This window comes from Empedobacter sp. GD03861, from assembly GCF_029840885.1.
GTDB lineage: Bacteria > Bacteroidota > Bacteroidia > Flavobacteriales > Weeksellaceae > Empedobacter > Empedobacter falsenii_B.
Map to the genome: position 1 here is coordinate 1 of NZ_JAOCDJ010000031.1, position 14,152 is coordinate 14,152.

Below are 14,152 nucleotides of genomic sequence, written 5' to 3' on the forward strand. Positions count from 1 at the left end.
ACTTGTTTCAGGAACACATTATATTTTTTTTAATTGGAATGACATTTACTTGATTGTCGTTGTTGTAATTGTCACTCTGAGCTTGTCGAAGAGTCTTCTATATATAGTAGTTTTCTATATTATTAATAGTTTATCCTTCGACAAATTCTGGATGAAAAGGATAACTTAAAAACTTAATATTAATTTTTTGAAATCATCTGTTTGCAACAAATCAATAATATTGTTGATGTCATCTCCAATCAAACGATCGTCTTCTAATTTTGGACATACCGAGCGAACAGCAGCAAAAACTTGCTCTAAGTAAGGACTTGTTTGCTTTGGTCGTCTAAATTCTAAACCTTGGCAAGCATACATCAGCTCAATAGCTAAAATACGTTCCACATTGTCTAAGACTTGATTGAATTTTCGTCCCGAAATACTTCCCATCGAAACGTGATCTTCTTGTCCTAATGAAGTCGGAATACTATCGGCAGAAGCAGGGAAACATAAGGTTTTGTTCTCCGTACATAATGCAGCCGAAGTATATTGTGGAATCATAAAGCCAGAATTTAAACCAGAACTTTCTGTTAATAATTTTGGTAACCCGTATTTCCCTTCGATTAATAAATATTGACGACGATCCGAAATATTTCCTAATTCAGAAGCGGCAACTGTCGCATAATCTAAGACCATTGCTAATGGTTGTCCGTGGAAATTTCCGCCAGAAATAGCTTCTTCATCTGATACTACGATTGGATTATCAGTAACAGAATTTAATTCAATTTCAGCTAATTCTTGTAAATGGAAAAATGCATTTCGTGATGCACCATGAACTTGAGGCATACAACGCAATGAATATGGATCTTGTACACGACCACATTCTGCGTGAGAGAAAGCGATTTCAGAACCTTTCAATAAATTTCGCATACGTTCTGCAACCAATAAAGTTCCTTTGAATGGACGAACTTGGTGTAATTCTTCTTCGAATGGACGAGGCGAACCTTCGTATGCTTCCAGTGATAAAGCACCCGCAACGTCAGCTAAATTCAGTAAATATTCGAATTTTTCTAAGCCATTTAACGCATGAGATAAAATGAATTGCGTTCCATTAATTAATCCTAAACCTTCTTTCGCAGAAAGATGTAAAGGTTGTAAATTGTGTTTGGCTAACGCTTCTTTTGTTGAAACAATTGTATTGCCATCCCAAACTTTTCCTTCACCAATCAATGGTAAAAATAAATGTGATAATGGCGCTAAATCTCCAGATGCTCCAACAGATCCTTTTTCAGGAACGACCGGAATAATATCTTTTTCGACCATTAGTAAAATTCGTTCCACAACATCTAAAGTCACACCAGAATATCCTTTTGATAAAGCATGTGCTTTTGCAATTAACATGGTTTTAGAAATTTCTTTCTTGATTGGATTTCCAACACCAACCGCATGACTGATTAATAAATTATGTTGAAGTTGACGCGTTTCTTCTTCCGAGATTTTAGTGTCGCAAAGTGGTCCAAAACCAGTGTTAATTCCATAAACTGTTTGACCAGAAGCAACTATTTTAGCAACGTTTTGTTGCGATTTTAAGATTTGTTGTTTACTCGCTTCATTAAGTTCAATTTCGATGTTTCCTTCTTTGATTCCTTTGTAATCCTCGAACGAAAGAAAATCGATACCGTAAGTTTTCTTGATCATTTTTTCGAATTTGTGATACTTCAAAGATAATCTTTTCATTGATTTGATAAAAGATAGAAATCATTTCAGATGTAATAAATTGAGATTTGATAAGGTTTTATAACACTATCTTTTATAAATTTGCTAAAATTTTTATGTAATGTGTGATAAACATCTTCATGACGAAATGGGGGACGACCATATGTCAGCAAACTTAGAAACGCCTTTGAGAGCTGATGCATTTGAGTTGTCTGCTGAAGAAAAAGTGGAAAAGATAGAAGCGGATTTCCGTAACATCATGGAAACTTTAGGCTTAGATTTAACAGATGATAGTTTGAAAGGAACGCCAAAACGTGTTGCGAAAATGTTCGTAAAAGAGATTTTTGGTGGTTTATTGCCAGAGCGTAAGCCTGGAATGTCAACTTTCGAAAATAAATATAACTACAATCAAATGTTGGTTGAAAAGGATATCGTGGTTTATTCGACTTGCGAGCATCACTTTTTACCAATCGTTGGACGTGCACATGTTGGTTACATCTCGAAAGGGAAAGTAATCGGTTTGTCTAAAATGAATCGTATTGTAGAATATTATGCAAAACGTCCGCAGGTACAAGAGCGTTTGACAATGCAAATTGTGAAAGCAATGCAAGAAGCTTTGGGAACTGATGATGTTGCATGTATTATTGATGCGAAACATTTGTGTGTAAATTCGCGCGGAATTAAAGACATCGAATCAAGTACTGTAACAGCTGAATTTGGTGGAGCTTTTAAAGAAAGTGAGCAATTAAGAAAAGAGTTTATTTCGTACATCGGAATGAAAACTCCTTTCAATGTTTAAATTATAAATCCTATAAAATGGTAAAAGAAAATCAATTAAAATTACATAATTCCTTAACGGGACAGAAAGAAACGTTCGAACCAATTAATCAAGATAATGTTGGAATGTATGTTTGTGGACCTACCGTTTACAGTAATGTGCATCTTGGAAATGTACGTACGTTTATGTCGTTTGATATGATTTATCGTTACCTAAAATTTTTGGGTTACAAAGTTCGTTACGTTCGTAATATTACTGATGCTGGACATTTAACGGATGATGGAAATGTAGAAAATGATCGTTTTGTAAAACAATCTAAATTAGAGAAATTAGAACCAATGGAAATCGTACAGAAGTATACAGTTGATTTTCATAAAGTTTTAGAAAAATTTAATTTACTACCTCCAACAATCGAGCCTACAGCGACAGGTCATATTTTAGAACAAATTGCTTTAGCAGAAAAATTAATTGATTTAGGATTTGCTTATGAAGTAAACGGATCAGTTTATTTTGATGTGGAAGCTTACAACAAAAAAGGACTTGATTATGGTGAATTGAGTAACCGTAACATCGAAGAATTAATCAATAATACAAGAGATTTAGACGGGCAAGGAGAGAAAAAGAATCCAGTGGATTTTGCACTTTGGAAAAACGCTTCGCCTGCTCACATTATGCGTTGGGCTTCTCCTTGGGGAGATGGTTTCCCTGGTTGGCACTTAGAATGTACAGTGATGAGCACAAAATATCTTGGAGATTATTTTGATATTCACGGAGGAGGAATGGATCTTAAATTCCCTCACCACGAATGTGAAATTGCGCAAGCAAAAGGTTCTAATGGTCACGAACCAGTAAAATATTGGATGCATGCGAATATGTTGACGATGAATGGTCAGCGTATGAGTAAATCGACTGGAAATTACATTTTACCTATGCAATTAGTGAATGGTGAAAATGATTTCTTCGAAAAACCATTTCATCCTGCTGTTGTACGTTTTTGTTTCTTACAAGCGCATTATCGCAGTGTTTTAGATATTTCGAATGATGCAATGTTAGCTTCCGAAAAAGGATATAATCGTTTGGTTGAAGCATTGAAAACATTAGAAACAATTACACCAAAGAAAACATCTACCGTTAATATTGATGAATTAGAAGCGAAATTATATACCGCAATGGATGATGATTTCAATACTCCAATATTGATCGCACATTTATTCGATGCAGTGAAAATGATTAATTCAATCAAAGATAGTTTCGAGAATATTACAGCAGAAGATTTAGAACGTTTAAAAGCAATTATGAATGGTTTTGTTCATGATGTTTTAGGTTTGGATACAGAAGCTGCAAACGAAAGTTCAGATAAATTAGATGGTGTTGTAAAAATGCTAATCGAAATGCGTAATCAGGCACGTGTAGATAAAAATTGGGCATTATCAGATCAAATTCGTGATGAATTAAGTGCATTAGGTATCCAACTAAAAGACGGCGCTGACGGAACAACTTTCACTTTTTAAGAAAGATTTATAAAATATTTAACCCACTTAGAAATAAGTGGGTTTTTTTGTATCTCTCAATTTTAGATTACTTTTGTAAGGATTTATTCAACAGGATGAAAAAAACAATCATTGGTTTATTTTTATTAGGAGCTATTGTAGCGCAGGCTCAAGAGGATTCGATAAAAGTTTTAAAACCATTAAAAGGATCATCAACAAATGATTCGGTTACATATTATAAAACCAAAATTGACGATTATAAGTTTTGGACAAATGGTAGAAAACCAGAAGTATTGGATACGACATTAAGTATCAAAAACTATTATAATCAAAATTTTATTCGCAAAGATGCGTTCGGAAAATTATTTTTCCCGAATGTTGGAGGTGTAGTGGTGGATCTGGAGTATCAAAATACACCATTCAATCCGTCGATGTTACCAACTGGTAAGAAATACAATTATTATTATGCAAATGACATCAAATATTATGATGTGAAAACGCCATATACCGAGTTTATTTACGAGAATGGGGTAAAAGAAGGTAACTTTCTGTCTTCGACATTTTCGCATAATATCAACAAGCAATTCAATTATACGTTTCATTATCGTGGATTAATTTCCGAAGGTCGTTATAAACATGAAAAAGCGCAGAATAATACCTTTGTTTTTTCGTCAAACTATAAAACAAAATCAGAGCGTTTCAAATTGTGGTGGAATTATGCAGCACAAAATCTGAAAAATAATGAAAACGGTGGAATAGAAGATATCAACGATTTTATTTTGCAAGATGATCGCAGAATGACGAATGTTCGTAATATTGAAGTAAATTCTAAAACAGCAAAATCTGAGTTTGATGCGCGTCGAATTGAATTGAATGCTTCGTACGGAATCTTAAAAAAGATGAATGAAAAAGATTCGACTTTTTATAATCCAATCGAATTGAAGAATAAGTTTTCGTACGAAAAACAAAAATATCGCTACGAGGATACGTCTCCAAATGGAACTTTATATTCTACACCGATTATTACAGGAATGGATTATAGAAGTAAAAAGAGTTTTACAGATTTATCCAATACGACAACTGCTGGTTTTCAGTGGACAGATCGTGTGAAAATAGAGGCTGGTGTTAAATTCCAGAATTTGCGCGTTTTTGCTGATCAAGCCATGACGATTGTTGCAGTTCCAAAGCAAATAGAGGAAAATCTTTTTGGAGTTGTTGGAAAAGTGGATTTTGATTGGAATGAAAAATTAAAACTTTACGGAAATGTTGAATATCTGCAATCTGATAATTACAAAAGTGTTTACAATGTAGATGCGGTTTTAGATGTGACGCCGATAGAAGGTTATACATTGAGTGCTGGAGCGGTTATTCAGTCAAAACTTCCTTCGTTGAATGCAGTTTACAATCAAAGTTTCTTTAATAATTTTAACTACGTTAATAAATTTGAAACCGAAAATATTCAAAATCTTTTTGCAAAGTTAAAGTTAGATAAAGTTAACACAACCTTAGAAGCTTCAATTTATAACATTGATAATAAAGTATATTTGAATGAAAATTTGAATTATGAGCAATTGGCGGATAACATCAATTATTACAAGATAAAAGGTGAAAATCATATACGTTTCGGAAAGATTAATTTAGTTTCGACCGTGCAATATCAAAAAGTAACGAAAAACGAAGAATATATGCCTTTGCCAGATTTCTTGATTCGTGAAACGTTGTATTGGCAAGGAGAATTATTCAACAAGAATGCTCAACTGCAAGCTGGTATTAATGCAACATATTTTACGAAATACAATGGTCTGCGTTATATCCCGATTCTGAACGAATTTGCGTTGCAAGATCCAGCAAGTATACAAGAGATTGGAGGTTATCCTATTTTGGATGTTTTTATCAATTTCAAGGTACGTAATATGCGTTTTTACATTCGTGGCGAGCATATCAATGCGTCGTTTACAAAACAACCTGATTATTTTGCAGCGCCAAATGTTCCGTACCGAGATTTCAAATTTCAACTTGGCTTGAAATGGAATATTTTTAGTTAAAAAAATACAAATTATACAGAAAAACGACTTCATGATGAGGTCGTTTTTTCTGTCCAAAATCATTTGTGTAGAATAATTCTAAATAACTATTTTTAGAAAAATTTTATACATGAAAAAAATCCTACTTTTATTTTGTTTGATTTTCTCGCAAATCGGTTTTTCGCAAGAGAAATTAACAATTGGTGAAATCCAAAAAATAAATTCTAAAATCTTAAATACTGAACGAGAAATTTGGGTGAATCTTCCCGAGTCGTATACCAATAATAAACTTCAAAAAGTAAATTATCCAGTGATTTATGTGTTAGATGCCGAATCTAATTTTACATTTTTAACAGGCGTAGTTTCTAAATTTCAATCTGGTTTTTATCCGGAAATGCCCGAATCGATTATTGTTGGAATTACAAATAAAAATGGTGATCGAACAAAAGATTTTACACATGTGAATGATGTTAATTTCCTCAATTTTATTCAAACTGAATTGTTTCCTTTTATGCAGAAAAATTATCGTGTGAATGATTTTCGTTTGTTAATTGGACATTCTTTGGGTGGCTATTTTGCGTTGAAAACCTTGTACAATCACCCCAAAACTTTCAATGGATATGTTGCGCACGATCCAAGTATTTGGTTTAATGACAAAGAATTATTGAATCTTTATCAAAACTTAGAAAATCATTCTTTCGAGAATCGATTTTTGATGATTACGCAAGTCGGAGAAGGTCAAAATACAAATCATTTACGCGATCATTATCAAAGCATAAAAAAGGTGGACGAACGTTTGAAATTTTCGAAGAATAAATCGTTGAATTATCATTACAAACAATATGTTGACGAAGAACATGGTTCGGTTCCGATGATTGGCTCGATTGATTATTTACGTTGGCAGTTTGATGGTTATCGTGTGAATATTAAAGAGATTCCGAATCAACCAAATTTGGTAAAAGATTCGTTTGAATCGATTTCTAGAAAGTTGAATTATTCTTTTCAACCAACAGAAACGTATATCAACAATGTTGCAAATTATCTGGTAAAACAAAAGAAAACGGATTTAGCAAAACAGTTTTTTGAACAAAATCTGAAAAATTTTCCTGAAAGTTTACAAACAAAAGAAGAGTTAGAAAAATTCTTAAATCTATAATAATTTGTTTTTTTTGTTATTTATTTATAGTTTTAGAATATTGATCAATACTAATTTATTAAAAAATGATAATTCTGAAATTACATCATTAATTGATGATTGTTATTACTATGAGTATGAGGAAGAGTCATTTACTCTTTATTCTGATGGTAGTTGGGAATATGAATACTACTTTGAATCAGGTATATACTGTGATTAATTAGTTTAATCTACTAATAGTTTTAAGGGCCTTTAATAAAAAACAATGAAAATGTATACAGTATTAGTTATTTTAACGTTAATGAACGGATGTTCAGATAAGAAAGCTTTAACAGAAAATGAATTAAATTCAAATAGTATTTCTACTAATGAAATTAAAATGAAAAATGATAAACAAAATATTGGGATTATCAAAAATTCTTATACAATAGAATATGTAGAAACAGTAAAAATAGATGAGGCCAAGGTTGCACAATTACCAGTGCATGCACAGCAAATGATAAAAGATAGACTGTCTAAGCCAAGATACAGTGTTTTGGAAACAAATGGAAATGAATCTATTTATAAGACTTTAGCAACTGAAGATGATAAAAACAATAACCAAGTAGAAAATACGAACGGAAACAAAAGAATTGTAAAAAACACGACCATTTCATTTGTAAGTGATGTATTTTATAAAAATTTGGAAACATCAACTATCTATAAAACAACTGAAATAAAAGGCGAAAAACTTACAGTAATGCAAAAGAGTGATTTGCAAAATTTATGGAAAATTACCAATGAAACAAAATCAGTTGGAGGATATACTGCCCAAAAAGCGACTTTGGATGACCCTAAATTAGGACAAGTTACGGCATGGTATCTTTCTGAGATAGCAATAACAGATGGGCCTGAAATTTTTAATGGTTTACCAGGATTAATAGTAGAAGTAGAAACAGATAAGAAATACATTACTTTAAAATCTATTAATAAAGCAGAAAAAGAAATACAGCTTCCATCATTTTCTAATGTCTTAACGACGCAAGAGTATTCAAAGAAAATGGAAGAACTGAAGCAGTCTTCTATTTCATCAAAAATAGAAAATTCGTCAGGTGTAAAAACAAATAGAATCGTTATTAAAAGTGAATAAAAATAGATGAAAAAAATAGTTTATTTTAAGTTCTTTTTTTTCATCAGTTCGTTACTATTTGCTCAAAATTTGTCTATAAATGGTTATGTAAAAGATAATAACTCCGAACCACTACATAATGCAGTGGTTCAGTTATTTTTAGACGATACGTTTAAAGGTTTTAAAAAAACAAATAGTCAAGGTTTTTTTAATTTTATCAATTTAGAAAAAGGAGTATATACACTAAAAGTTAATGTGCTTAATTATTCTCAATATCAAGAAAATATCGAACTAAATGAAGGTAAATCTATCGAAATATTTTTATCAGAAGAACTTGTTAAATTAGAAGAAGTAATTATTAACAACAAAAGCTTTGGTAAAGTAAAAGAAGATACTATACAATATAATTTAGCAGCAATAAGAACTGGTAATGAAAGAACTTTAGGCGACTTAATAGAAAAGTTGCCTGGATTGCAAATTGATGAAAATGGCGTAGTATATTATCAAGGTAAAAAAATGGATAATATTTTGATTGATGGTGCAGAATTTTTTGGAAACAAACATCAATTAGCAACAAAGAATATTACCGATGAAATGATAGAAGGTATTGATTTGATTTCTAATTACCAACCTAATGATATATTAAAAAGCTTTAGTTCTGGAGGAAAAAAAGTATTAAATATTAAACTAAAAGAAAATTATCAAAATACAATATCTGGGAACGCTTCTTTTGCGTTAGGTAATGATTTTAATACAAATAATAGAATAAACTTATTCAATTTCAATAAAAAAGGCAATATCGCTTTTATCAATCATTACAATACAATAGGAGAAGTCGCTATGACGATGGAAGATTATTTTGAGTTGAACCAAACCATTAAAAGAAATGGTAATGGTGTGTCTAAAATAGATGAAAAGGATATTCCCAGTTTTCTTAGAGAACAACGGAATTTTTATGATCGTAAAAACTTCTTTTCATCACTAAATTATAATCAGAAAATTAACGACAAATTATTAATTAAAAATTATACTTTATTTGATTTTAATACTTCGATTAAAAGACAAGATACATACAAAAATTATGGGATTTTCAAATTAAATGAAATTCAGCAAATTGATGAAAAACCCTATTTTGTTCAAAATGTATTCAATTTGGATTGGAAAATTAACAAAAATAATTACGTAGTATTAGATTCAAAATTTGGTTATACTCAAAACACAATAGATTCTGATATTAATCAAAATTTATATTCTGAAAATAGTAAAGAACAAAATTTTATTCAGAAATTAAATTGGTTTAATGTTTTAAATGATAATTTATTGGGAGAATTGACATTAGATTTTAATTCTCAAACAAAAAATTATCTAATAACAGAACAAGAAGAAATTAATACGAACCAATCAAAATTTAATCTTTATAAAATCGGGTACTCAGTAAAATCTTCAAAAAATAAATTTACATATAATTATTATACCAATACATCATTACAAAATTATAATTTATCAACCTTAATAAATCAAAAAAATAAAGAAGAAAATAGATTGTTTAATGCAGTAATAGGAGGTGTGTTTAGTTATTTATACAATAAAAATCTTTTAATATCTTCAAGTTTAATTGTTAATTACTATAATTCTAATCAAAAATCATTAGAACAAAATTTTAGTATTTCTCCAGTAGTATCTCTTGCATATACATTAAATAAAGGAGGAAAATTAACCTTAAAGTATTCCTATTTAGATGCCGGAATTCCAACTTTAGATTTTCTAAATACCTACGAAAGAAGAGTAGATTATTTAACAATATTAGACCAATCATCAATAGACGAACTATTTATAAAAAGAACAAACAGTGTGTCGATAAATTATTTAAAACTAAATCTAAGTAAAGGAAGAACATTTTTTGTAAATGTAAGTTATGATCAAAATAAAAATGATATAGCTGAAGATATACGTTATCAAAATAATTTAATTTACAAAGCGTTTTTTAAGGCAGAACAAACAGATAATTTGTTACTTTTTATTAATTATGATTATATTTTTAATAAAATTCCCATAGCTTTTAAAGCGAATGGAATTCTTAATTATACAGAAAATGTTCAGAAAATTAATAATGAATTAAATAATCTTTATTCAACTAATTTTAATCTAAAAACTAATTTTACATCAAGATTTAAGTCAAATTTACAAGTTTATTATAAAAACACATTCCAAGTGTTTGTTAATGATAATAAGAAAATTGATAGACAAAATATATTTACTATAAAAAATGATTTTGGAGTTACTTACAATTACAAGAATGCTAAAATTAAAGTAGGAGTTTTAAATGATAATCAAATTATTAAAAATATAGAAGTAATAAAAAATACAAACTGGAACTTTTACACTGAAATTGATTATAAATTAAAAAATTTTGATCTATTTATTCAAGGATTTAATTTTATTAATCTTAATCAAAATTCTATGTTAAAAAATATTTCTACAACAGATTATCAAGGTTACGTAAATCTTAAAACTTTATCTGGATATTTAATGGGAGGTATAAGATTTAATTTATAAAAGACTATTTTTAGTAGAATTATCATCAACTTGGTATAAGCAAAGAATAATTTCTATCTTAGTAAAAACAATCTTCATGAAACGATTTATTATCTTATCAACCTTTATATCATCTACAGTTTTTGCGCAAGAATTACACTTAGATCAAGCCAAAAAAATATTTGAATTACCAACGCATTGTATTTCTGTAGAATACCCGAATAAATTAGGAAATGTTTTGGGAAGTGATGCAGATCTTAAAACGCCAAAGCAATTGCGTCCAATTTTTTATGGTTGTTTTGATTGGCATTCGTCTGTGCATGGATTTTGGTCGATTGTGAAATTGATGAAAAATTTTCCTGAATTGGATCAAAATAATCAGGTTAGAAATGAGTTAAATCAATTGATTACAGCAGAAAATGTTGCGGTCGAAATGACCTTTTTCAATGATAAAAATAACAAGAATTTCGAGCGTACTTATGGTTGGGCTTGGTTGTTACAATTGCAAATGGAATTGAATCATTGGCAAGATAAAGATGCGCAAGTTTGGGCAAAAAATATGAAACCTTTGAGTGATTTGATTATTGTTCGATACAAAGAATATTTGCCGAAATTAGTTTATCCAATTCGTACAGGAACGCATGATAATACGGCGTTTGGTTTGAGTTTAGCGATAGATTATGCACGTTCTGTGAATGATAAAACATTCGAAAAAGTGATTATTGATAATGCTAATCGTCTTTATTTAAAAGATAAAAGTTGCAATATTGCTTTCGAACCAAGTGGATCAGATTTTCTTTCTGCTTGTTTGGAAGAAGCTTTGTTGATGTCTAAAATTCATCCGCATGATGAATATAAAAAATGGCTGAAAGGATTTTTGCCTCAGTTACAAAAAAAGAATTTTGACTTGAAACCTGGTGTAGTTTCGGATCGTACAGATGGACATTTGGTGCATTTGGATGGATTGAATTTTAGTCGTGCAACGGCTTTGTATCAAATCGAACATAAATTGCCAGAGTTAAAACATTTGAATAAAATTGCGCAAAATCATCTCAATTATTCCTTAAATAATATTACAAATGACGATTATATGGGAAGTCATTGGTTGGGAACTTTTGCACTTTATGCGCTGAAAACGAAGCATGAAACAGAAAAATAGTTACGAATAATCTTTCTTAATCTAGTTTAAGATTTTTGAAGAAGCATTAATTTAGTTTTGTCGTATATAATAATTTATACTTATGACAAAACAAGGACTTCCTCAGCTTTTTTTAAGAATAGCTTTGGCTTTTTCCATGCTTTCAGCAGTTGCTGACCGTTTTGGAATTTGGACTGAAAACGTGTCTTGGGGGAATTGGGCATCTTTTGAAGATTATACTCGTACGTTAACTTTTTTTCTTCCAAAATATTTAAGTGAATTAGGAGCCTATGGTGCGACATTTTTAGAAATTCTATTTTCTATTTTATTATTAATAGGATTTAAAACAAGGATTACAGCACTAGGTACATTTTTACTTTTAACAATTTTTGCATTAGCTATGTCTATTGCCTTTGGTGTAAAAGCTACTTTTGATTATTCTGTTTGGACAAGTGCGACAGCAGCACTTTTACTTGCTGTACAATCTCAGTATTTATTTAGTATTGATCAATTAATGATTAATAAAAATGTTGTAGATTGAAAATTAGCTAATAATAGGGATTTTATAACGATAGAATTGAATCTAAATTTGTTTCAAACAAAACTAATACGAAACATTAAATTTTAATTCTATGAAAAAATATTTTTATATCGTCATCGCAATTTTAGGTCTTGCAGCATTCGGATTTAGTCAATATTCGAAAAGTCAATTAGAAGATCAATTGGCTAAAACTGGGAAATGCGTAGAAGGTGTTGTTGTGGAAACTAGCGGAACATTTAAACGTCCGAAAGCAACGATACAATATCCTGTAAATGATGAAGTTTATGAAGTTACTTTACGATCTAGAGCAGATGTGGATGAAGTTGTATTGATGAAATATGATACGCTGAATCCAGAAGAAGTGTTGCTTGTAGATAATTGTAATTAATTATAGTCTCAAGTTTAAATGAAAAATCCACCAAGTTTTTTGGTGGATTTTTTTATATTAATGAATTATTTCTAACGATTAAATTTCTTCTAATGTTGGAATAAATTCTTTTTCGATTTCTTCGAAAGTTTGCATCAAATCAACAAGATTATCTTGTGTGACTAATTTTGTACGATAAGGTTTGAAATTTGGAATTCCTTTGAAATAATTGGTATAATGCATACGCGTTTCCAAAATTCCAGTACGTTCACCTTTCCAATCAATCGCCCAATTTAAATGGTTTTTAGCCGCTTCCATTCGTTCTACAATTGTTGGTTCTGGTAACAATTCACCTGTTTCTCGATAATGTTTAATTTGCTCGAAAATCCAAGGATAACCAATCGCTGCACGACCAATCATCACACCATCTACACCGTATTTTTCTTTGTATTCAATCGCTTTTTGCGGCGAATCAATATCTCCATTTCCAAAAATCGGAATCTCAATATTTGGGTTCGCTTTCACTTTTGCAATCGGTTCCCAATTTGCTTGTCCTTTATACATCTGCGTACGCGTACGTCCGTGAATTGACAATGCTTTGATACCTGTTTCTTGCAAACGTTCTGCAACTTCATAAATGTTGATCGAGTCAGAATCCCAACCCAAACGCGTTTTTACAGTAACTGGTAAATGTGTACTTTCAACAACAGATTTTGTTAAACGTACCATTAAATCTATATCTTTTAATACACCAGCTCCAGCGCCTTTACAAACAACCTTTTTTACAGGACATCCAAAGTTGATGTCAACAATATCAGGTTGAACTGTCTCTACAATTTTAGCTGACATTGCCATGGCTTCTTCGTCTCCACCAAAAATTTGAATACCAATAGGACGTTCGTAATCAAAAATATCTAATTTTTGACGACTTTTTATTGCATCACGAATCAATCCTTCAGAAGAAATAAATTCTGTATACATCAAGTCTGCTCCATGCATTTTGCATAGGCGACGAAATGGCGGATCACTCACATCTTCCATCGGTGCAAGCAATAAAGGGAAGTCTGGTAATTCTATGTTTCCTATCTTTACCACGAAATAATTTTTTGCAAAATTACATAAAACTTATGAAAGAAGAACGAAAGTCCGAAGGTGTAAATCAATATTTAAAGTTTTCTGCGACGGGAATACAGATGGCGGTAACGATTGCGTTATTTGCTTGGTTAGGAACTTTTTTGGATAAAAAAATGGAAACAGACAAGCCATTATGGACGGCTGGCTTATCTTTGCTGGGAGTTTTTGCAGGATTATATTTGATGTTGAAGCAATTACCAAAAAAATAAT

General features: G+C 30.7%; 12 protein-coding genes. 10 read left to right on the forward strand and 2 right to left on the reverse strand.

What is annotated here, in order from left to right:
- Positions 1-165: 165 nt before the first annotated feature.
- On the reverse strand, positions 166-1,674 hold the full coding sequence (hutH, locus tag N5D03_RS11820) for a histidine ammonia-lyase (protein WP_280051778.1): 1,509 nt from the start codon (positions 1,672-1,674) through the stop codon (positions 166-168).
- Positions 1,675-1,813: 139 nt separating this feature from the next.
- On the opposite strand from hutH, the gene folE reads away from it, so the two are divergent.
- From folE to N5D03_RS11865, 9 genes are all read left to right on the forward strand, one after another.
- Positions 1,814-2,491, forward strand: coding sequence for a GTP cyclohydrolase I FolE (gene folE / locus N5D03_RS11825; protein ID WP_219033828.1), 678 nt, complete (start codon positions 1,814-1,816; stop codon positions 2,489-2,491).
- A gap of 17 nt (positions 2,492-2,508) precedes the next feature.
- Positions 2,509-3,981 (forward strand): cysteine--tRNA ligase, encoded by a 1,473-nt coding sequence (cysS, locus tag N5D03_RS11830; protein ID WP_125350485.1) that lies wholly within the window; start codon positions 2,509-2,511, stop codon positions 3,979-3,981.
- A gap of 95 nt (positions 3,982-4,076) precedes the next feature.
- Positions 4,077-6,005, forward strand: a complete 1,929-nt coding sequence (locus N5D03_RS11835; protein ID WP_280051779.1) for a putative porin — start codon at positions 4,077-4,079, stop codon at positions 6,003-6,005.
- 109 nt (positions 6,006-6,114) lie between these two features.
- Positions 6,115-7,140: an alpha/beta hydrolase-fold protein gene (locus tag N5D03_RS11840; protein WP_280051780.1), complete on the forward strand. Its 1,026-nt coding sequence runs from the start codon at positions 6,115-6,117 to the stop codon at positions 7,138-7,140.
- Between the two features lie 250 nt (positions 7,141-7,390).
- Entirely contained in the window at positions 7,391-8,248 is an 858-nt protein-coding gene (locus tag N5D03_RS11845; RefSeq protein WP_185144215.1) for a GLPGLI family protein, read from the forward strand.
- A 6-nt stretch (positions 8,249-8,254) separates the two neighbouring features.
- A complete protein-coding gene (locus tag N5D03_RS11850; RefSeq protein WP_280037251.1) occupies positions 8,255-10,783 on the forward strand; it encodes a carboxypeptidase-like regulatory domain-containing protein in 2,529 nt (842 codons plus the stop codon).
- A 76-nt stretch (positions 10,784-10,859) separates the two neighbouring features.
- On the forward strand, positions 10,860-11,921 hold the full coding sequence (locus N5D03_RS11855) for a DUF2891 domain-containing protein (RefSeq protein WP_280051781.1): 1,062 nt from the start codon (positions 10,860-10,862) through the stop codon (positions 11,919-11,921).
- Between the two features lie 82 nt (positions 11,922-12,003).
- Positions 12,004-12,441 carry a DoxX family membrane protein gene (locus N5D03_RS11860; protein ID WP_219035384.1) on the forward strand — a complete coding sequence of 146 codons (438 nt, stop codon included), beginning with the start codon at positions 12,004-12,006 and terminating at the stop codon, positions 12,439-12,441.
- A 91-nt stretch (positions 12,442-12,532) separates the two neighbouring features.
- A complete protein-coding gene (locus tag N5D03_RS11865) occupies positions 12,533-12,829 on the forward strand; it encodes a hypothetical protein (protein WP_038335098.1) in 297 nt (98 codons plus the stop codon).
- A gap of 78 nt (positions 12,830-12,907) precedes the next feature.
- Here the strand turns inward: N5D03_RS11865 and dusB are convergent, their stop codons facing one another.
- The gene (gene dusB, locus N5D03_RS11870; RefSeq protein ID WP_280037247.1) at positions 12,908-13,903 is read right to left on the reverse strand and encodes a tRNA dihydrouridine synthase DusB; all 996 of its coding nucleotides are present in this window, start codon (positions 13,901-13,903) and stop codon (positions 12,908-12,910) included.
- 32 nt (positions 13,904-13,935) lie between these two features.
- Here dusB and N5D03_RS11875 point away from each other — a divergent pair, with 32 nt between their 5' ends.
- Positions 13,936-14,151, forward strand: coding sequence for an AtpZ/AtpI family protein (locus N5D03_RS11875; RefSeq protein WP_114997876.1), 216 nt, complete (start codon positions 13,936-13,938; stop codon positions 14,149-14,151).
- Position 14,152 lies beyond the last annotated feature (1 nt).